Genomic DNA, 19,696 nt, shown 5'->3' with positions numbered 1-19,696 from the left:
CGATTTTTCCAAGATTTCGAAAGCCGTTGCCGACCATGACCGACCTGACGAGCCTGACCATTGCCGAAGCCCGCGAAAAGCTGAAGACGAAAGAGTTTTCCGCCCTTGAGCTGACCGACGCCTATATTGCCGCCATCGACGCCGCCAACGGCGCGCTGAACGCCTATGTTGCCTTGACGCCTGAAAAGGCGCGCGACATGGCGAAAGCCTCCGATGGCCGCATCGCCGCAGGCGCGGCGGGCGAGCTGGAAGGCGTTCCGCTTGGCGTGAAAGACCTTTTCGCCACCCGTGACGTGCACACGCAGGCGTGTTCGCATGTTCTCGATGGCTTCAAGCCGAAATACGAATCGACCGTCACCCAGAACCTTTGGGACCAGGGCGCCGTCATGCTCGGCAAGCTCAACATGGACGAGTTCGCCATGGGCTCGTCCAACGAAAGCTCCTGGTACGGTCCGGCCATCAATCCCTGGCGCGCCAATGGCTCCGAGCAGAAGCTGGTGCCCGGTGGTTCCTCCGGCGGTTCGGCCGCAGCCGTTGCCGCGCATCTGTGCGCCGGCGCCACGGCAACCGACACCGGCGGCTCCATCCGCCAGCCTGCGGCCTTTACCGGCACCGTCGGCATCAAGCCCACTTATGGCCGTTGCTCGCGTTACGGCATTGTTGCTTATGCTTCCTCGCTCGATCAGGCCGGCCCGATCGCCCGTGACGTGCGCGACGCCGCTATCCTGTTGAAGACGATGGCGAGCGTTGACGCAAAGGATACGACCTCCGTCGACCTGCCGGTGCCGGATTACGAAAAGGCCATCGGCCAGTCGCTCAAGGGCCTGAAGATCGGTATCCCCAGGGAATATCGCGTCGATGGCATGCCGGAAGAAATCGAAAAGCTCTGGGCAAAGGGCGTCGAATGGCTGCGCGATGCCGGTGCCGAAGTGGTGGATATCTCGCTGCCGCACACCAAATACGCGCTTCCGGCCTATTACATCGTCGCGCCCGCGGAAGCTTCGTCCAACCTCGCTCGTTATGACGGCGTACGTTACGGCCTGCGCGTCGACGGCAAGGACATTGCCGACATGTACGAGAAGAGCCGTGCAGCCGGTTTCGGCAAGGAAGTGCAGCGCCGTATCATGGTCGGCACCTACGTGCTTTCAGCCGGTTATTACGACGCCTATTACCTGAAGGCGCAAAAGGTCCGCACGCTGATCAAGCGCGATTTCGAAAACGTCTTCCATGAGGGCGTCGACGCCATTCTGGCGCCGATTACCCCGTCTTCCGCCTTCGCTGTCGGTGATGAGGAACTCGCTTCCGATCCCGTGAAGATGTACCTGCAGGACGTCTTCACCATCACGGTCAACATGGCCGGTCTTCCCGGCCTCTCGGTGCCTGCCGGCCTGGACGGCAAGGGCCTGCCGCTCGGCTTGCAGCTCATCGGCAAGCCTTTCGAAGAAGAGACGCTCTTCAAGACGGCGCATGCCATCGAGCAGGCTGCCGGCAAGTTCACGCCTGCAAAGTGGTGGTAAGCGGCTGAAAAAAAGCTCTATAATTGTCACGGGCGGCATCAAGTGCCGCCCGTTTGTTTTTATCGATTGTCCAGCTCACCCCGTACGAGTTCCAAGCCACGCGTCGTGATGCGGTAAGGCTTGCCGCCCGAGGAGGCGATGGCTCTCTTCCGTTTCAGTTTGCGGAAGGTGAGGAGATCGAGGCCGCTGAAAATCCAGCCGTCGCGCGTATAGAGCGCGAGTTTTTCGATTTTGTGATGGTCGTCTCGAACGAGTTCGATGCTGCCGCCCTGGGCGAGCAGGTGAAGAATGCGCTGTTCGGCGCGGGAAATGTCCATTGTCGGAAATCCGGTCGGCGTCTTCTAGACGCATGAAAACAAGTCCGGGTGCCGTTAAGGCATCCAGGTCGGTTTCATCATGGCCCGGCGCGCAAGAAACTTGCGGGCAGGGCCGTTACCGGGACTCCGATTGAGCGAACATAAAAGCTCCTTGTTTGCTCTTTTTGGTTAGCGGGCGAGACCTGCGCGGTCAAGTCCCACGGGCATCACCCGACCGGGCGGGCAGGGCGGTGTGGAAACCGCACTGGCCGAATCGCACCGCCGGTGCTTTACTTCGTTGGGCCATGGAGGGCGCGGCTTGATCGTCATTCGCAATGCGCAGGAGCAGGAAGCGGAGGTTCTGGCAGCCATCGGCCTCAGGGCATGGCGGCAGGCCACAACGGCGCTCGGCATTACCGCGACGCTTTACGATAACGCAGCCAGTGCCTTTTCCAATTTCACCCGCTCGTCCTGGCTTGCCATCCGCGTGGCCGAGTTCGGCGGCGCGGTTGCCGGATGGGCGGCGCGGGAACATTTCAACGAGGCGATTTCCGATTTCTGGATCGATCCGGATTTTCAGCGCAGGGGTATAGGCAGCCTCCTGCTTGCGGATATCGAACGGCAGATATTGCAACGTGATTTCGAAACCATCCGGCTTGAAACCCATGCGCAGAACGAACCGGCGGTCGCCTTTTTCCGTCATCACGGTTACAGCGTCCACTGGCTCTCCGTCTCCTATGCGCCAAAGCTTGATCGCGACGTGCAATCCGTCGGCCTGCAAAAGCAGCTGGTCGAGGTCGAGAGCGGCCTTTATGGGCCGGGGTTCTGAGAGAGCGTCTGCAGGCCGGTTACAAGCCGTATCGGCCAGTCCGGCATGATGGCAAGGGACGCGACAAGGCCCACCTGTAAAATTACGATGGATATCAGGATGCTGCGGAAGGGTTCCTTGCGGGTTTTGTGGCGCAGCAGTTGTTGAGCCGAGACTGCGCCCAAGCTGCCGCCAATGAAAGCAAGCAATAACAGAGTACTTTCCCGAATGCGCCAGCCACCCTTTCTTGCGGCCTCCTTGTCCCACCAATAGACAAGAAAGACGAAAAGATTGAAGGCCATATAGGTCATGAAGCAGAGAGCGATCATGGTCATGACGTGAATAGAAACTGAGAACCGTAAAAAACGCGTATCCGGTTTCGGCGAAAATCCGGTGCCTGGCGCGACAGGGTGCAAGATGTCTTGCGCCCGCGCTCCATTTGTTCTACCCACCAAGGCCAAAGAACCCGTATATCGTGAGCTTCATATGACCCTTGTAGACGTGCGCACCCCCGACCCGAAACGCTTCATTCCCGGCGCCACCGGCGATTGGGAAATCGTGATCGGCCTGGAGGTGCATGCGCAGGTTCTCTCCAATTCCAAGCTGTTTTCCGGCGCTTCGACCACTTTCGGCAATGCGCCGAACTCCAACGTGTCGCTGGTGGACGCCGCCATGCCCGGCATGCTTCCCGTCATCAACGAGGAATGCGTCAAGCAGGCGGTGCGCACCGGTCTCGGCCTGAAGGCCAAGATCAACAACCGTTCGATCTTCGACCGCAAGAACTATTTCTATCCGGATTTGCCGCAGGGCTACCAGATTTCGCAGTTCAAGGACCCGATCGTCGGTGAGGGCATCATCACGATTTCGCTGGGTCCGGATCGTCAGGGCAATTTCGAGGATATCGAGATCGGCATCGAGCGCCTGCATCTGGAGCAGGACGCTGGCAAGTCCATGCACGACCAGCACCCGACCATGTCCTTCGTGGACCTGAACCGTTCGGGCGTGGCGCTGATGGAAATCGTCTCCAAGCCCGACATGCGCTCGTCAGATGAGGCAAAGGCCTATCTCACCAAGCTGCGGTCCATCGTGCGTTATCTCGGCACCTGCGACGGCAACATGGACGAAGGCTCGATGCGCGCCGACGTCAACGTCTCCGTGCGCCGTCCCGGCGAAGGTTTCGGCACGCGCTGCGAGATCAAGAACGTCAACTCCATCCGCTTCGTCGGCCAGGCCATCGAATATGAGGCGCGCCGCCAGATCGCCATTCTCGAAGACGGCGGTGTCATCGATCAGGAAACTCGCCTGTTCGATCCCGGCAAGGGCGAGACGCGTTCCATGCGCTCCAAGGAAGACGCGCATGACTATCGCTATTTCCCTGATCCGGACCTGCTGCCGCTCGAATTCGACGATGCTTTCGTCGAGGCGCTGAAGGTCGATCTGCCGGAACTGCCTGATGACAAGAAAGCCCGTTTCGTCGCCGATCTTGGCCTGTCGGTCTACGACGCCTCGATCCTCGTTTCGGAAAAGGCGATCGCCGATTATTACGAGTCGGTTGCTGCCGGCCGCGACCCGAAGGCCGCCGCCAACTGGGTCATCAATGATCTTCTCGGTGCGCTGAACAAATCAGGCAAGGACATCGAGACGACGCCGGTTTCTCCCGAACAGCTGGGCGGCATTATCGATCTCATCAAGGCAGAGACCATTTCCGGCAAGATCGCCAAGGATGTGTTCGAAATCGTCTGGAACGAGGGCGGCAACCCGGCCGAAATCGTCGAGACGCGCGGCATGAAGCAGGTGACGGATACCGGCGCCATCGAAAAGGCCGTGGACGAGATCATCGCCGCCAACCCAGATCAGGTCGAGAAGGTGAAGGCGAAGCCGGCGCTTGCCGGCTGGTTCGTCGGCCAGGTCATGAAGGCGACGGGCGGCAAGGCCAACCCGCAGGCCGTGCAGGCGCTGGTGAAGGCCAAGCTCGGCATCGAGGACGAGTAAGCGGACGCTGCTTCCCGTGCCTGTACAAAGGCATTGAAGTAGCAAGTTCTCATCCGTCATTCTCGGCATAAGCCCGAGGATGACGTCGAGCACTGGGACTGACATTGATTTATGCCGGGATCACGCCCGGCATTTCTGTTTCGAGACGGAGCAAACATCATGTTTTTTATACGCACGGCAAGCCAGCGCGATATCGAGCCGGTCCGGGCGCTTCTGGCTACCACCTGGCATGCGACCTATGACGCGATCTACGGCGCAGACAAGGTGAAGGAGCTGATTGCCGCATGGCATTCGCCACAGGCCATGAAGGACCGCATCGAGAAAAAGGGCGGCGAATTTCTGGTGGCCGATAATGGCCGGCAGATCGGCGGTATGGCATATGCTTCCATGTCTGCGAAGATGAGCAAGACGGCCCTGTTGCACCAGCTTTATGTCGGGCCCGAATTCCAGCGTCAGGGGGTCGGCCGCGATCTCTTCGCCGAGCTTGAAACCTGCTTTCCGGATGCGGAAATCATGCGTCTGGAAGTGGAGCCCAAAAATACTGTCGCAATAGCCTTTTATGAAGGCGTCGGATTTAGCGAGGTTGACCGAATCGAGCGCATGGCGGGTATCGATGGTTTTCCCGGTATCGTCATGGAAAAGAGCCTGAAACGATGAATGCGACATTAGATACGCTGATAATCCGCGCGGCACGGCAAGAGGATGTTTCCGCACTCGCGGCCATCTATGCCGCTGACGAAATCGGAGGCCACGGCGATACGGCCGACGAATCGGCGCTGCCGGACTATCTCGCGGCCTTCCGCGATATCGAGGCGTCCCCCACCGAGACGCTTTACGTGGCGGAACTGGACGGCGAGATCGTCGGCACTTTCCAGACGGCCATCCTGACCAAGCTTATCGGGCGCGGCGCCAAATCCATGGTGATTGAAGCGGTGCAGACGCGGCCCGACATGCGCGGCCGTGGCATCGGTGCGGTCATGATCAACTATTGCCTTGATGAAGCGCGCGCCAGGGGCATGAAAGCCGTGCAGCTCACCTCCAACGTGGCGAGGCTCGATGCCCATCGCTTTTACGAGCGGCTGGGTTTCGAGAAGCGGCATCTCGGTTTCAGGATGAAGCTGAAATAGCGCGGATATATCGGGAAATACTGGACAATCGCCGTGAGGGGCGGCATAAGCTTGTCTTGTGCCGTGCACGGAAAATCGCTGCGGCGCATTCAAGCCCGAGGAACGCATAATGAAGACTCTCCTGACGCAAATCTTCACCTGGTGGAACGGCCAGACGATCGGAACGCGGTTTCACACCTGGCGTTTCGGCAAGAAGGTCGGACAGGACGAGTTGGGCAACACCTATTACGAAGGCGGCACCACCTCCTGGGGCATGCCGCGCCGTTGGGTGATCTATAACGGTTATGCCGAAGCTTCGGCCATTCCGCCCGGCTGGCATGGCTGGATGCACTACCGCACCGACGTGCCGCCGAGCCAGGAAACATACGTTCCGCGGGAATGGCAGAAGGCGCATCAGGCCAACCTCACCGGCACATCCAAGGCCTATCGCCCACAGGGATCGCTGGCGGTCGCAGGCGAGCGTCCACGCGTAACCGGCGACTACGACGCCTGGACCCCCGGCAACTGAGCAGGGTAAAATGAGCATTGCGATGCGCGGTGTTGTGCAAAACGCCGCGCTTGGCACACGACCTCACCGGTTTTTGCCACATTCCGCCCTTACGCGTTGATCCGGTCGTCGTCTCGACACAGGCAATTTTTTGGAGACATATCGTATGAGGATATTCACGCGGGATCGTTCTTTGCGTGCGCTGACAGTCTCGCTGTTTGCAGCGGTCTCTGCTGTCATCCTCGTATCGCCCGTCTCCGCCGCCCGTCTTGAAAACCGCGTGGCAGTGTTTTCTGGCATCGACAAGATCACCGGCCGCATTACGTCTTTCGATGTCTATATCGACGAAACGGTTCAGTTCGGCGCGCTCCAGGTGACGCCTAAGGTCTGTTACTCGCGCGACCAGACGGAAGCCCAGAAGATCGATGCTTTCATCGAGGTGGATGAAATCACTCTCGACCGCAAGATCAAGCGGATTTTCACCGGCTGGATGTTCGCCGACAGCCCCGGCCTCAATGCTGTCGAACACCCGATCTATGACGTATGGCTGACGGGCTGCAAGCAGGACTCCGAAGTTCCCGCTCCCTCAACGGCAAGCAAATAACGTTACGTTATGATTTTTAGAATTGCAGGTCTGGCTGGTTGACGGCCTGATCGAGCATTTTCGCGTATTGCTGCTTCGGCACGTCGATCGCGCCGAATGTCTTCAGATGCTCGGTGGTGAATTGAGTGTCGAGCAACACGAAACCGCTTGCTCTCAGCCGCTCCACCAGATGCACGAGGCAAATTTTCGAGGCGTTGGTGCGGCGGGAAAACATGCTCTCGCCGAAGAATGCGGCCCCAAGCGATACGCCGTAAAGTCCGCCGACAAGTTCCTTGCCATCCCACGCCTCGACACTATGGGCATGGCCGATCTGGTGCAGTTCGGTGTAGAGTTTGCGAATTGTGGCGTTGATCCAGGTGCTCGGCCTGTCCGGCGCTTCAGCCGCACATCCTGCCATCACCGCTTCGAAAGCGGTATTGAAGCGTATCTCGAACGGCTTCTTGCGCATCGCCTTGGCGAGGCTTTTGGAAATGTGGAAATCGTTGAGCGGAATGATTCCGCGTATTTCCGGCTCGACCCAGAAAAGCTCGGGATCATCAGCCGAATCGGCCATCGGAAACAGGCCGGCGGAATAGGCGCGCAGCAATATATCGACGGTTATGCCGTTATTTTTGCTGCGCCTCCCAACCATATCTCTTAGTGAGACGCATCACCGGCCAGGTATTTTTCCAGCCAGTGAATGTCGTAATTGCCGCTGAGGATATCTTCGTTCTGAAGAAGATCCTGGAAAAGCGGGAGCGTGGTCTTGATGCCGTCGACGACGAACTCGTCCAGTGCCCGGCGCAGACGGCGGATGCATTCGTCACGGTCGCGACCGTGAACGATAAGCTTGCCGATCATGCTGTCGTAATAAGGCGGGATCTTGTAGCCCTGATAGGCACCCGAATCGACGCGCACGCCAAGGCCGCCCGGCGTATGGAAATAGGTCAACGTGCCGGGGGAGGGAACGAATGTGCGCGGGTCCTCGGCATTGATACGGCATTCGATGGCATGGCCATGGAATTCGATATCCGCCTGCGTGACCGACAGGCCCTGTCCCGAAGCAACCCTGATCTGTTCCTGCACGAGGTCCATGCCGGTGATCGCTTCCGTCACCGGATGTTCCACCTGAAGACGCGTGTTCATTTCAATAAAATAGAACTCGCCGTTTTCGTAAAGGAACTCGATGGTGCCGGCACCGCGATATTTCAGCTTGCGCATGGCGCTTGCACAAATTTCGCCGATCTTCATGCGCTGTTCAACGGTGAGGGCCGGGGAGTTCGCCTCTTCCAGCACCTTCTGGTGACGGCGCTGCAGCGAGCAGTCGCGTTCGCCAAGGTGAATGGCGTTGCCTTCACCGTCGCCGAAAACCTGCACTTCGATATGACGCGGCTTGCCGAGGTATTTTTCCATATAAACGGCGTCGTTGCCGAAGGCAGCTGCCGCTTCGGAGCGGGCCGTCGAGACCGCCTCGTCGAGATCCGCTTCCGTCTTCGCCACCTTCATGCCGCGACCGCCGCCGCCTGCCGTCGCCTTGATCAGGACCGGGAAGCCGATCGTCCGGGCGATTTCGAGCGCATTCTCGGGCTTCACTTCGCCGTCGGAGCCGGGAACCACGGGAATACCGAGTTCTTGCGCCGTCTGCTTGGCGGTGATCTTGTCGCCCATAAGGCGGATATGCTCTGCGGTCGGTCCGATGAAGGTAATGCCGTGCGCGTCGAGGATATCGGCGAACTTGGCGTTTTCCGACAGGAAGCCGTAGCCGGGATGAACGGCGTCCGCACCGGTGATTTCGCAGGCCGCAACGATCTGGTGGATGTTGAGGTAGCTGTCACGCGAAGGCGGCGGGCCGATGCACACACTTTCGTCGGCAAGGCGCACATGCATGGCGTCCGCGTCTGCGGTGGAATGCACGGCGACTGTCGGAATGCCAAGCTCCTTGGCAGCGCGCAGGACGCGCAGCGCAATCTCGCCGCGGTTGGCTATGAGGATCTTCGAAACCATGCTGAACCGCCTTTATTCGATGACCACGAGAGCTTCACCATACTCCACGGGCTGTGAGTCGTTGACGACGATTTCCACGACCTTGCCGGACTTCGGAGCCGGGATCTGGTTCATGGTCTTCATGGCTTCGACGATGAGGATGGTCTGGCCTTCCTTGACGGTCGCGCCCACTTCGACGAACGGACGTGCGCCCGGAGCAGGCGACAGGTAAACCGTGCCGACCATTGGCGAGGTAACGGTATTGGCCGGGTTGCGGGCAGGTGCTGCGGCGACCGCAGGTGCTGCCGGAGCGGCAACTGCCGCCGCTGCAGGGGCTGGTGCCGGCGCTGCGTAACCGGTGGGCGCTGCGGCATATACCGTGGTGGGCGGAGCGGCGCGGGAAACGCGGATGCGCAGGTCTTCCTGCTCCACTTCGATTTCCGAAAGGTCGGTATCGTTGAGGATATTCGCGAGCTCGCGGATCAGTTCCTTGTCGATACCCTGTTTCTTTTCAGACATGACAAACCCTATTCTTTGTTTCTTTTTATGCCGTGATGTTCTTCAGCGCGTGAAGCGCCATGATGTAGCCATATGGTCCGAAACCGCAGACCATGCCCTTCGCGGCGGGCGATACCATCGATTTGTGACGGAACTCTTCCCGCGCGTGGATGTTGGAAATATGCACTTCCACGACAGGCGTGGAAATCGCACGAATGGCGTCATGCAGCGCAATCGAGGTGTGGCTGTAGGCGCCGGGATTGATGACGACACCTGCCGCTCTCTCTCCCGCCTCATGCAACCAGTCCACGAGCACGCCTTCGTGGTTGGACTGGCGGAATTCCACAGCGAACCCGAGATTTGCACCAGCAGCAAGACAATCATTCTCGATGTCTTTCAGCGTCTTGCCACCATAGATACCCGGTTCCCTTTTTCCCAGCATGTTGAGATTGGGGCCGTTGATGACGATGATGATGTTGCTCATTCGTGTTTCCATAAGAAAATCAGCGACACCTATAGACTGCGCAGCCTTCAAGGAAAAGCCCCCGAAAGCCGTAAAGAGCCGGCAGGCCCGGCATCCACAGGGAATGCAGCGGCTTTTTGCGGAATCAGGAGCAGGTGGCTTTTCCGCAGCTGCGCATATTGGCGATTTTTTCCTTCAACGGGTCCGCACCAACAGCGCCGAAAACAGCCTCGTTGCCGACGATATAGGACGGTGTTCCTGTTATGCCGAGGCTGTTGGCGAGCTTGTAGGTTTCCTGCACCTGCGCGTCGTTGGGGTTTTCTGCCATCGATTTGCGGATGTCGGCCTCCTTGAGACCGAGCGACGTCGCGACTTCCATGGCGCTGTCTTCATTCGCCCGTCCGCGGCCGCCCAGCAAGGTGCGCTGGAATTCGGGATATTTGGCAGGCGCAAGCAGCTTGACGGCGTTGGAGACCCGATGCGCGGCGACCGATTCCGGCCCGAGGATCGGGAATTCCTTGAGCACGACGCGCACTTTCTTGTCCGTCTTCAGAATATTGTCCATGTCGCCCATGGCGCGTTTGCAATAACCACAATTGTAATCGAAGAACTCGACCAGTGTGACGTCGCCGTCCGGATTGCCGAGCGCCAGATCGTATTTCGATTCGAAGATGGTCTTCTGGTTGTCGGCCACGGCTTCCGCCGCCTTGGCGTTGCGGGTCGCATATTGCTTGCGTTCAAGCGCGTCCTGAACTTCAAGCATGATCTCGGGGTTCTCGATCAGATATTGCTTGATGAACTCGCCCATTTCCTTCTTCTGCTTGTCATCGAGGGCATGGGCGGGCAGAGAAGCGAAAGCCATGGAAAGGGCCGTTACGCTGGCGAGAAGGGTTGAACGGAGAAGATGCGCCATATCGGTCCTCATACTGTGCGGCCAATGCCTCATGAATGTTATGATGCAATTACCTTACTTTAAGCCAAATGCCATACGCCAAAAATAGTTGTCCGCATTATGGTCGCACGATTGTGAAGCGTGTGATTCTGGGGCAAGTCTCTGAAATACGGTTCAGGAAAGAGCATGCCCTTGATAACGATGTCGAAGCGGAGCGCAGTCGAACCCTTTCACGCCATGGATATTCTGGCGGAGGCGAACCGGCGACGGCAGGCGGGACGCCCCGTCATTTCCATGGCGGTTGGCCAGCCTTCCCATCCCGCACCGAAAGCCTCTCTGGCGGCCGCGCAGGAGGCGCTGAAGCATGGGCGGATCGGCTATACCGATGCGCTGGGCCTGCGTGAATTGCGCGAAGCGATTGCTGGCCACTACCGGCTGCGCCACCAGGTTATCGTCGATCCGGCGCGCATTGCCGTTACCACCGGGTCTTCTGCCGCTTTCAACCTCGCCTTCCTCAGCCTTTTCGATGCCGGTGACCATGTCGCGATCGCAAGGCCCGGTTATCCCGCCTATCGCAATATCTTGAAAGCGCTTGGCCTCAATGTCGTGGAAGTGCCGGTAACGGCGGAAACCGGCTATACGCTGACGCCTGCCAGCCTCGAGCGGGCGGAGACGAGGGCGGGCTGCAAGTTAAAGGGCGTGCTCCTGGCAAGCCCGGCCAACCCAACCGGCACGGTCACCGGCCGCGAAGCGCTGAAACGGCTGGCAAACTATTGTGAAAGCCGGGATATCGCCTTCATTTCCGACGAGATCTACCACGGCCTGACTTTCGTCGGCGAGGAAACGAGCGCGCTCGAACTCACCGACAATGCCGTCGTCATCAATTCCTTCTCTAAATATTATTGCATGACCGGCTGGCGCATCGGCTGGATGGTCCTGCCGGAAAATCTCGTCCGTCCGGTCGAATGTCTTGCTCAGAGCCTGTATATTTCACCGCCGGAACTATCCCAGCTGGCGGCAACCGCAGCCTTTTCGGCGGCGGAGGAACTGGACGTCTACCGGGAAAGCTACCGCACCAACCGCGATTTCCTGATGACGCGCCTTCCGGAAATCGGCCTGCCGCTGGCGTCTCCCATGGATGGCGCATTTTACGCCTATGTCGATACCAGCCGCTTTTCCAATGACAGCATGGATTTCGCCAAACGCATGCTGGCGGAAATCGACGTGGCGGCGACGCCCGGCATGGATTTCGATCCAGAGGAGGGCCACAGGGCGCTGCGCATTTCCTATGCGGGTTCGGTGTCGGATATTGCAGAGGCGGTTGGGCGCATTGCTGGCTGGCTGAAATAAGCCCTTGGGTTCTTCTCCCCTTTGGCGGGAATCACGCGGGCGAGCAACCGAAGGTGCTGGCAAAGGCCTTTTCACCCTTTGTGGTGAAGGTCAGCACGCGCCCGTTTCCTTGCCGCAGCCAGTCGCGCTGCTGCATGGCTTTCAGAAGCGATGCGCCGAGCCCGCCGCCGAGGTGGTGACGACGTTCGCTCCAGTCCAGGCAATGCAGGCAAACCGGGCGCCTTGCCTTTTCCAGCGGCGAAAGATCAATGCCGAAGCTCGAGAAGAAACCCCGCCCGCTATCCGTAAGTGCGGGATCGTCGCCTGATGTCACGAGACCTTTTGCGGTGATAGTCGAAAGCAGTGCCACGCCGCTTTCTCCGGCCAGATGATCGTAACAGATGCGCGCCTCGCGAAGCGCGGTGTCCTTTGGTCCGGTACGCACGCGCACGGCCCCGGTGCGCTGCGCAAGTCCCATCAGCGCTTCAAGAACCTGCGCTACATCCGCGTCGGAAAGCCGGAAATAGCGATGCCGCCCCTGTTTTTCCGCTTTGAGCAATTGGGCGTCGGAGAGTTTTGACAGATGCCCGCTAGCAGTCTGCAGTGTCACGCCGGCGGCTTCGGCAAGCTCGCTTGCCGTCAGCGCGCGTCCGTCCATCAGCGCCGTCAATATGTTGGCGCGGGCGGGGTCGCCGATCAGGGCGGCGACATTTGCGATCAAGGGTCCGTCTTTCATAGTTCGATGATAGCCGAAGCATTGATGTGAGGCAATGGCGTAGACAGGGAAGGCAGAACACGAGGAGACCGACGATGCTGACCTGTTTCATCCGTTACGAGATCGACCCCTTTAAGGTCGATTCCTTCGATCAATATGCCCGCAACTGGGGTGAGGCGATACCGCGCTGCGGCGCCGATCTGATCGGCTATTACGCGCCGAAAGAGGGATCGAGCACTATTGCCTACGGCGTCTATAACATCGAAAACCTTGCCGCGTACGAAGCCTACCGGGCGCGACTTGCCGCCGACCCGGCAGGGCGGGAAAATTATGAATTTGCCCGGCGCGAGCAATTCATCCGCCGTGAGGACCGGCTGTTCCTGAGGCTGGCATCTGCGCCGCACGGCGGAGGCGAACGATGATCGCCGTCATATTCGAGGTCTGGCCGGCTGAGGGTGAAAAACAGCATTATCTCGATATTGCCGCCAGCCTGCGCGCCGAGCTCGAAACCATCGACGGCTTCCTGTCCGTCGAACGCTTTCAGAACATCAGCAATCCCGACAATATGCTTTCGCTGTCATTCTTCAGGGATGAGGAGGCGGTGAAGGCATGGCGCAACACCACGTCGCATCGCGCAGCACAGTCGCTGGGACGGTCCGGCGTCTTTTGTAATTACCGCCTGCGTATCGCCACCGTGATGCGGGACTATGGTTTGAAGGAGAGGGAGGAGGCCCCGACCGACAGCAGACAGGCCCATGCGGCGGATAATCAAGTGCGGCGTTGACGGGCCTTCAGATCAGTTTTTCTTCAAGCCGGTCCAAGGCTTTCTGGTTCGAACTCGCTGCCAAAACCCGCTATAGAAGGAGCGGGTTATGGATGGAGAAGGGCTGCCACGCGGCGGTCCGCCCGATTGGACATGGAGAGAAGAACGATGTCGGCAGAAAAAGTGGCGATTGTGACGGCAGGCGGCAGCGGCATGGGGGCGGCCGTGGCGAAACGTCTAAGCGCTGATGGTTACAAGCTCGCGATCCTGTCGTCCTCCGGCAAGGGAGAGGCGCTGGCGAAGGAACTGGGCGGCATCGGCGTCACCGGCTCCAACCAGTCCAACGACGATCTCAATCGACTGGTGGAGCTGACGCTCGAAAAATTCGGCCGTATCGACGTTCTCGTGAACAGTGCAGGCCATGGCCCGCGCGCTTCCATCCTCGATATCACCGATGAGCAATGGCACACGGGACTTGATGTCTACCTGATGAACGTCATCCGCCCGACACGGATCGTGGCTCCATTCATGGTGAAACAGAAAGCCGGGTCGATCGTCAACATCTCGACTGCCTGGGCTTTCGAGCCGAGCAGCATGTTTCCGACTTCTGCAGTGTTCCGCGCCGGCCTTGCTTCCTACACCAAGATTTTTTCCGATACCTATGCGGCCGACAATGTGCGCATGAACAATGTTCTGCCCGGTTGGATCGATAGCCTGCCAGCCACGGAAGAGCGCCGCCAGGGTGTGCCGATGCAGCGTTACGGAACGAGCGAGGAGATAGCCGCAACCGTTGCCTTCCTCGCCTCGGAAGGTGCGGGTTACATCACCGGCCAGAACATCCGCGTCGATGGTGGTCTGACACGGTCTGTTTGACGATTGGCATATCGGGCTTCCGTCACCCCGGACTTGGTCCTTTGCCAACGCGGTCAAGTCCTTGATCGCGAGAGATTTCTTTCACGGCGCAGACGCGCCGTGGCTGGATGCGGGATCGATTACGGCATGAGATAAACCTAACATCCGCCATGAAAGCAAAACGCCCGCAACATAGTTGCGGGCGTTTTTCGTTTCAGTGTCTTCTATCAAAAGAAGCCTTTGCGCTGCCACCAGCCGCCCTTGCGCGGCTTCGGCTCGTCGCCGTCAGGGTTGGCGGGCGTGCCCGACGAGGTCACGACCGGCTCCGAATTCGAGACATTGCTGCCCCGGTTCGCGCGAACCTTTTCTTCCGCCGCGGGTGCTACGGCTTCCGAACCCAGATCGGCCGAGGCTTCACCCACTTCGTCGAGGGCGACATCGACGACGGTTTCCACAACGACTGCGGACTCGACGATCACCGGCTCGACCGTTTCAACGGTTTTGGCTGCGACTTCAGCCTGCGGTGCCGCTTCAGCCGGCGGTACGTCTTCGGTCTTGGCCTTCGCCTTGCGGGTGCGGCGCGGTTTCTTCGGGGCTTCCGCTTCCACGACGTCGGCAACCACACCTTCCACCACTTCGGCAGCGGTAGGCTCTTCGGTTACGGATGCTGCGGCGGAAATCTCTTCGCTTTCGCCTTCCGTTTCGCCTTCTTCGCCGGACTCAGTGCCTGCGGCATCGAGAGCCTCGTCTTCAGCACGGTTGCGACGGCCGCCACGCTTGCCACGACGGCGACGCTTGCGCTTGCCTTCTTCATCAGAGCTTGCAGCTTCGTTCACACCGTTTTCATCAGCGTCGTCTGCGGCTTCATCGGTTTCGACGCCATCTTCGTCGTCCGCATCATCAGCGCCGGTGTCATCGCCAGCCTGCGCATCAACTGCACCGTTCTGGTCGTTCTGTCCGCCCTTGCCACGACGGCGACGACGACGCTTGCGCTTGCGCTTGCCGTCTTCACCATTGTCGCCCTGCTGCTGTTGCTGGCGCGGCTCGCTGGCCTGCGCCTTGACGATTTCTTCCTCTTCTTCGTCCTCTTCCACCTCAACAACGAAATCGTCTTCCTCTTCCACGAAGCTCGGGAGCATCTGGATAAGGCTTTCGATCTTCACCGGATTTTCAACGGCCTCACCGCGATCGATGGCAAAATGCTGCGCGCCGACGCCGGCATCGGCCGCAATGATGATCGCCACACCGAAGCGGCCTTCATAATCGACAATCGTGCCGCGCTTGTGGTTGAGCAGATAGAGAGCCGTTTCCGGCGTGCAGCGCACGGTGATGTTGTGGGTCGTGTTGCGCAGCAGATATTCCTCAACGCCGCGCAGCACGTGCAGCGCGATGGAGGATTCCGAGCGAACGTGACCCGTGCCGCCGCAATGCTGGCAGACCTGCGTGGTCGATTCCAGCACCGAAGCGCGGATGCGCTGGCGCGACATTTCCAGAAGGCCGAAATGCGAGATACGGCCGACCTGGATGCGCGCCCGGTCGTTTTTCAGGCAGTCCTTGAGCTTCTTCTCGACGGAGCGGTTGTTACGCTTTTCCTCCATGTCGATGAAGTCGATGACAACAAGACCGGCAAGGTCGCGAAGACGCAGCTGGCGAGCCACTTCTTCCGCCGCTTCCAGATTGGTCGTCAGCGCCGTTTCTTCGATGGAATGCTCGCGGGTCGAACGACCGGAGTTCACGTCGATGGCAACCAGAGCTTCCGTCTGGTTGATGATGAGGTAACCGCCCGATTTCAGCGTAACCTGCGGCTGCAGCATGCGGTCGAGCTGGGCTTCAATGCCCGAGCGCGAGAAGATCGGGTGGATGTCGCGGTAAGGCTGAACCACCTTGGCGTGGCTCGGCATCAGCATCTTCATGAAGTCTTTTGCTTCACGGTAGCCTTCTTCGCCCGAAACGATGATCTCGCTGATATCCTTGTTGTAGAGATCGCGGATCGAACGCTTGATGAGCGAGCCTTCCTCGTAAACGAGGCAGGGGGCCGTGGAGTTCAATGTCAGCGTGCGGACGTTTTCCCACAGGCGCATCAGATATTCGAAGTCGCGCTTGATCTCGACGCGGGTGCGGTTGGCGCCTGCGGTACGCAGAATGACGCCCATGCCCTGCGGAACTTCCAGATCGCGCGCGATTTCCTTCAGGCGCTTGCGGTCGGTCGGCTGGGTGATCTTGCGGGAAATGCCACCGCCGCGTGCGGTATTCGGCATCAGCACGGAATAACGGCCGGCAAGCGACAGATAGGTGGTGAGTGCGGCACCCTTGTTGCCGCGTTCTTCCTTGGCAACCTGCACGAGAAGGATCTGGCGGCGCTTGATGACTTCCTGAATGCGGTACTGCTTGCGCGGCTTGCGGGCAACGCGATCGGGAACCTCTTCCATGGCGTCTTCGGCGCCGACGGATTCGATCACTTCCTTTTCGTGATGATCGTCATCATCGTCGTCGTCATCATCGTCATTGCCACGGCGAAGACCCTCGACTTCCTCGGAAATCGTATCTGTATCGACCATGGCAGCCATTTCGCCGCCCGTGCTGCCGTCTTCTTCGGAAGAGGCCTCAGCAGTAGTGTCGGAAACGGCTTCTTCTTCCGCTACCTTCTTCTTGGCGCGGGGGCGGCGGGTACGCTTCTTCGGTGCTTCTTCCGCAACGGCCTCGACGGCCACAGCAGTCACATCTTCGGATACCTCTTCGGCAGCGGCAGCGGCAACGGTTTCGTCCACGACCACGGCGTCCGTCGTTTCGCTGACGGCAACGATGCCGACATCCGGCTGGTCCGCCTGCGACAGATCGACAGCCGGTGCGCCGGGCTCGGGGGCGTCAGCCGATTCAAAGTCGTCGCTGCGGCGATGATCCTCGGCTTCCGCCTTGAGGAGCGCCTGACGGTCGGCGAGCGGGATCTGGTAATAGTCAGGGTGGATTTCCGCAAAAGCGAGAAACCCGTGGCGATTTCCACCATAATCGACGAAGGCCGCCTGAAGGGAGGGCTCAACCCTCGTGACCTTGGCAAGGTAGATATTGCCGCGGATCTGTTTCTTGTGCTCCGATTCGAAGTCGAATTCCTCGATCCGGTTCCCACGGACAACGACTACGCGTGTCTCCTCTTCGTGGGAGGCGTCGATAAGCATTTTGTCTGCCATGTAAGCTGTGCTCCTCGGCGCAGCCTTGTTTTATACGAGAACAGGCCCGCCACACGGACGAGCCTTTCATATGAGTGCAAGGATGTGCCGGAAATGAAGTCTCCAGCCGGGCCTCTGTAAACTGGCAGCATCCGGACCGACGGCGAGGCGCTTGGCCTGCTCCTGGTATCCGGTTCATATGAAAACTGCTGCGACATCATTGGCCAGGCGGAACGACAATAATATATAGACCCCTTGGGGTCCGATGAATTTGCTCTCCTCAGAGCAGCGGTGGCATTGCCACCGGGTAGGTCTCCGGCCACGGCCGGAATTGATCCAGTTTCAGGATAAATGTAACGACGGCAGATGATTGCCCGTTTTGCAGCGCCAGCGTCTTTTTCGATTGGCAGCCGGCGGGCATCTATCCCGTCAACACTTTTAACCCTCATCCTTGTTGTATGTTTTCTCTGTCATAATAGCAATAGGCTGGCTAAATATGCCATATTGTTGGTGGAATTTCCGGGTTAACAATTGGTTCACCAACGCCTGCGATTGTGGGGCGCAAACGCACAAACACGTGTCCGGCGTGGCCGAAATTACAACGTTCCCGGCACTTTGCCGCACCATTTATGAAAAATGACTGAAATACGGAATTTCTTGAAGACCATGAATTTCACGCGCAGCGCAGCGATATTCGATGGGGCAGGGCCGCTTGGCGCGCGAATCGCGCGGCTTGCGGGTGCCCTTGTCTTGCCGGTTGTCTTTTCGGTCGCCGCATTCGTCTCCTGCGTTCCACAGGCCTTCGCCGTGGAGCCGCTCATCGCCAATCAGGCACGCATCATCGGCGACGAGGCGCGCACGCGCATCGTTCTCGATTTTGCCGAGGAGCCGGAATTCGACATTCACTATCTCGATTCGCCCGCCCGCATCGTCGTGGACTTTCCTGCGGTGAATTTTGCGTTCCCCGCATCGGCTCTGGCGCCAACCGGCCTTTTCTCGGACATTCGCTTCGGTAGCATGGGGCAAGACAGCGCCCGCATCGTGCTGACGGCAAAAAAACCGGTTCAGGTGGCGGTTGCCGAAACCAAGAAGGGCGAGGACGGCACATCGTTCCGTTTCGTCCTGGATGCGGAGATCACCACCAAGGCCAAATTCGCCGAACTGGTGAAAGAGCAGCAATGGCGCGCGCCGGCGCCGGTCTCGACAGCGGCGATCACGCCTGACGACAAGACATCGCGGCAAACGGATTTCGTCATCGCTGTTGATGCCGGCCATGGCGGCATCGATGCCGGCGCTTCCGGCGGCGTAACCGGCACGGAGGAAAAGGTCATCACGCTGACATTTGCCAAGGAACTTGTGGAGCGGATGAACCGGGAGCCCGGCATCAAGGCGTTCCTGACGCGTGATTCCGACACGTTTCTCGCTCTGTCCGAACGGGTGACGATCGCCCGGCAGAACAATGCCAACCTGTTTATTTCATTGCACGCCGATACACTGAAGCAGAAGGGCATCCGGGGCGCGACCGTCTATACATTGTCAGACCGCGCCTCAGACCGCAGGGCGCAGGAGCTGGCCGAGCGCGAAAACAAGTCCGACCAGATTGCCGGTGTGGCAGCCTCCAGCGAGCCGCCTGAGGTGGCCGATATCCTTCTCGATTTCACCCGGCGCGAAACACAGGCCTTTTCGGTGACGCTGGCAGAAAATATCGTATCGTCCTTCGAGGGACAGGTCGGCCTCATCAACAATCCGCATCGTTATGCCGGTTTCATGGTGCTGCGCGCCCATGACGTGCCATCGGTGTTGTTGGAACTCGGCTTTCTCTCCAATCCGGAAGATGAAAAACTGCTTCTTGATGCGGAATGGCGCAAGAAGGTCGCCGATACGCTTGCAACTGCGGTCGGACGATACCGCACCAAGGCCATGGCGAACGGCGGCTGAAGGGCCGGGCAGGTGAGCGGCGCCCCCGTTGTCGCCGTGCCCCTTGCTGCCGAAGAGCTGTTCAATTCTTGGGCCTTGCGGACGATTACGTTGGCGAAGCCCTATTTTACTCACATTCGCCGCGTTATTGCGGAAGCGGATTCTGTGGTGATCCGCCATTGCGGCTGGAACCGCAATTGCGGCAGTCGGCCCGGTAACATATCAGCGAATGCTGTCGTTCCGGCTTGTCATCGAAGGTATGGTGTGCAAAACGGCACGCGATATGCAAGGATGCGCCCGTATCATCGGG

21 protein-coding genes are annotated in these 19,696 nt (G+C 59.2%); 12 read left to right on the top strand and 9 right to left on the bottom strand.

Features of this window, described 5'->3' with window-relative positions; translation table 11 throughout:
* The first annotated feature begins 35 nt into the window (after positions 1 to 35).
* Positions 36 to 1,517 (top strand): Asp-tRNA(Asn)/Glu-tRNA(Gln) amidotransferase subunit GatA, encoded by a 1,482-nt coding sequence (gene gatA / locus ASD46_RS00660; protein WP_060641777.1) that lies wholly within the window; start codon positions 36 to 38, stop codon positions 1,515 to 1,517.
* 59 nt (positions 1,518 to 1,576) lie between these two features.
* Here the strand turns inward: gatA and ASD46_RS00655 are convergent, their stop codons facing one another.
* Positions 1,577 to 1,834: a YjhX family toxin gene (locus ASD46_RS00655; protein ID WP_003512746.1), complete on the bottom strand. Its 258-nt coding sequence runs from the start codon at positions 1,832 to 1,834 to the stop codon at positions 1,577 to 1,579.
* Between the two features lie 298 nt (positions 1,835 to 2,132).
* On the opposite strand from ASD46_RS00655, the gene ASD46_RS00650 reads away from it, so the two are divergent.
* Complete coding sequence (locus ASD46_RS00650; RefSeq protein WP_003512748.1) at positions 2,133 to 2,642, top strand: GNAT family N-acetyltransferase; 510 nt, start codon at positions 2,133 to 2,135, stop codon at positions 2,640 to 2,642.
* Here ASD46_RS00650 and ASD46_RS00645 read toward each other — a convergent pair.
* Positions 2,624 to 2,956, bottom strand: a complete 333-nt coding sequence (locus tag ASD46_RS00645) for a DUF1294 domain-containing protein (RefSeq protein WP_025593287.1) — start codon at positions 2,954 to 2,956, stop codon at positions 2,624 to 2,626. The two genes, ASD46_RS00650 and ASD46_RS00645, sit on opposite strands and share 19 nt — an antisense overlap.
* A 151-nt stretch (positions 2,957 to 3,107) precedes the next feature.
* On the opposite strand from ASD46_RS00645, the gene gatB reads away from it, so the two are divergent.
* From gatB to ASD46_RS00620, 5 genes are all read left to right on the top strand, one after another.
* Entirely contained in the window at positions 3,108 to 4,613 is a 1,506-nt protein-coding gene (gatB, locus tag ASD46_RS00640; RefSeq protein ID WP_003512750.1) for an Asp-tRNA(Asn)/Glu-tRNA(Gln) amidotransferase subunit GatB, read from the top strand.
* Between the two features lie 159 nt (positions 4,614 to 4,772).
* A complete protein-coding gene (locus ASD46_RS00635; RefSeq protein ID WP_025593289.1) occupies positions 4,773 to 5,270 on the top strand; it encodes a GNAT family N-acetyltransferase in 498 nt (165 codons plus the stop codon).
* Positions 5,267 to 5,740 (top strand): GNAT family N-acetyltransferase, encoded by a 474-nt coding sequence (locus tag ASD46_RS00630; RefSeq protein ID WP_025593291.1) that lies wholly within the window; start codon positions 5,267 to 5,269, stop codon positions 5,738 to 5,740. The genes ASD46_RS00635 and ASD46_RS00630 overlap by 4 nt, the downstream gene beginning before the upstream one ends.
* A 109-nt stretch (positions 5,741 to 5,849) precedes the next feature.
* The gene (locus ASD46_RS00625; protein ID WP_013635978.1) at positions 5,850 to 6,248 is read left to right on the top strand and encodes an NADH:ubiquinone oxidoreductase subunit NDUFA12; all 399 of its coding nucleotides are present in this window, start codon (positions 5,850 to 5,852) and stop codon (positions 6,246 to 6,248) included.
* A gap of 145 nt (positions 6,249 to 6,393) precedes the next feature.
* On the top strand, positions 6,394 to 6,831 hold the full coding sequence (locus ASD46_RS00620) for a DUF2155 domain-containing protein (RefSeq protein ID WP_013635979.1): 438 nt from the start codon (positions 6,394 to 6,396) through the stop codon (positions 6,829 to 6,831).
* 16 nt (positions 6,832 to 6,847) lie between these two features.
* Here ASD46_RS00620 and aat read toward each other — a convergent pair whose 3' ends face one another.
* From aat to ASD46_RS00595, 5 genes are all read right to left on the bottom strand, one after another.
* A complete protein-coding gene (gene aat, locus ASD46_RS00615) occupies positions 6,848 to 7,462 on the bottom strand; it encodes a leucyl/phenylalanyl-tRNA--protein transferase (protein WP_003512757.1) in 615 nt (204 codons plus the stop codon).
* Between the two features lie 5 nt (positions 7,463 to 7,467).
* On the bottom strand, positions 7,468 to 8,814 hold the full coding sequence (gene accC, locus ASD46_RS00610; protein ID WP_013635980.1) for an acetyl-CoA carboxylase biotin carboxylase subunit: 1,347 nt from the start codon (positions 8,812 to 8,814) through the stop codon (positions 7,468 to 7,470).
* 12 nt (positions 8,815 to 8,826) lie between these two features.
* The gene (accB, locus tag ASD46_RS00605; protein ID WP_003512759.1) at positions 8,827 to 9,312 is read right to left on the bottom strand and encodes an acetyl-CoA carboxylase biotin carboxyl carrier protein; all 486 of its coding nucleotides are present in this window, start codon (positions 9,310 to 9,312) and stop codon (positions 8,827 to 8,829) included.
* Between the two features lie 25 nt (positions 9,313 to 9,337).
* Positions 9,338 to 9,775 carry a type II 3-dehydroquinate dehydratase gene (gene aroQ, locus ASD46_RS00600; RefSeq protein ID WP_025593294.1) on the bottom strand — a complete coding sequence of 146 codons (438 nt, stop codon included), beginning with the start codon at positions 9,773 to 9,775 and terminating at the stop codon, positions 9,338 to 9,340.
* A gap of 124 nt (positions 9,776 to 9,899) precedes the next feature.
* On the bottom strand, positions 9,900 to 10,667 hold the full coding sequence (locus ASD46_RS00595) for a DsbA family protein (protein ID WP_025593296.1): 768 nt from the start codon (positions 10,665 to 10,667) through the stop codon (positions 9,900 to 9,902).
* 171 nt (positions 10,668 to 10,838) lie between these two features.
* Here ASD46_RS00595 and ASD46_RS00590 point away from each other — a divergent pair, with 171 nt between their 5' ends.
* On the top strand, positions 10,839 to 11,996 hold the full coding sequence (locus ASD46_RS00590) for a pyridoxal phosphate-dependent aminotransferase (protein WP_025593298.1): 1,158 nt from the start codon (positions 10,839 to 10,841) through the stop codon (positions 11,994 to 11,996).
* Positions 11,997 to 12,027: 31 nt separating this feature from the next.
* Here ASD46_RS00590 and ASD46_RS00585 read toward each other — a convergent pair whose 3' ends face one another.
* On the bottom strand, positions 12,028 to 12,711 hold the full coding sequence (locus ASD46_RS00585) for an ArsR/SmtB family transcription factor (protein ID WP_025593299.1): 684 nt from the start codon (positions 12,709 to 12,711) through the stop codon (positions 12,028 to 12,030).
* Positions 12,712 to 12,785: 74 nt separating this feature from the next.
* Between ASD46_RS00585 and ASD46_RS00580 the strand changes: the two genes are divergently transcribed.
* The 3 genes from ASD46_RS00580 to ASD46_RS00570 all read left to right on the top strand — a co-directional run bounded on the left by ASD46_RS00580 (position 12,786) and on the right by ASD46_RS00570 (position 14,326).
* Positions 12,786 to 13,112 (top strand): NIPSNAP family protein, encoded by a 327-nt coding sequence (locus tag ASD46_RS00580; RefSeq protein WP_025593301.1) that lies wholly within the window; start codon positions 12,786 to 12,788, stop codon positions 13,110 to 13,112.
* Positions 13,109 to 13,474, top strand: a complete 366-nt coding sequence (locus tag ASD46_RS00575) for an antibiotic biosynthesis monooxygenase family protein (RefSeq protein ID WP_025593303.1) — start codon at positions 13,109 to 13,111, stop codon at positions 13,472 to 13,474. Before ASD46_RS00580 ends, ASD46_RS00575 begins: the two co-directional genes overlap by 4 nt.
* 147 nt (positions 13,475 to 13,621) lie before the next feature.
* Positions 13,622 to 14,326 (top strand): SDR family oxidoreductase, encoded by a 705-nt coding sequence (locus ASD46_RS00570; protein ID WP_025593304.1) that lies wholly within the window; start codon positions 13,622 to 13,624, stop codon positions 14,324 to 14,326.
* 206 nt (positions 14,327 to 14,532) lie between these two features.
* Here the strand turns inward: ASD46_RS00570 and ASD46_RS00565 are convergent, their stop codons facing one another.
* Positions 14,533 to 17,490 carry an Rne/Rng family ribonuclease gene (locus tag ASD46_RS00565; RefSeq protein WP_025593305.1) on the bottom strand — a complete coding sequence of 986 codons (2,958 nt, stop codon included), beginning with the start codon at positions 17,488 to 17,490 and terminating at the stop codon, positions 14,533 to 14,535.
* Between the two features lie 645 nt (positions 17,491 to 18,135).
* On the opposite strand from ASD46_RS00565, the gene ASD46_RS00555 reads away from it, so the two are divergent.
* Entirely contained in the window at positions 18,136 to 19,407 is a 1,272-nt protein-coding gene (locus ASD46_RS00555; protein ID WP_025593308.1) for an N-acetylmuramoyl-L-alanine amidase, read from the top strand.
* Positions 19,408 to 19,696 lie beyond the last annotated feature (289 nt).

The sequence above is a fragment of the Rhizobium sp. Root491 genome (assembly GCF_001427205.1).
Taxonomy (GTDB): Bacteria; Pseudomonadota; Alphaproteobacteria; order Rhizobiales; family Rhizobiaceae; genus Agrobacterium; species Agrobacterium tumefaciens.
The sequence above is the reverse complement of the archived record's forward strand: the minus strand, read 5'-3'. Positions and strand labels throughout refer to the sequence as shown.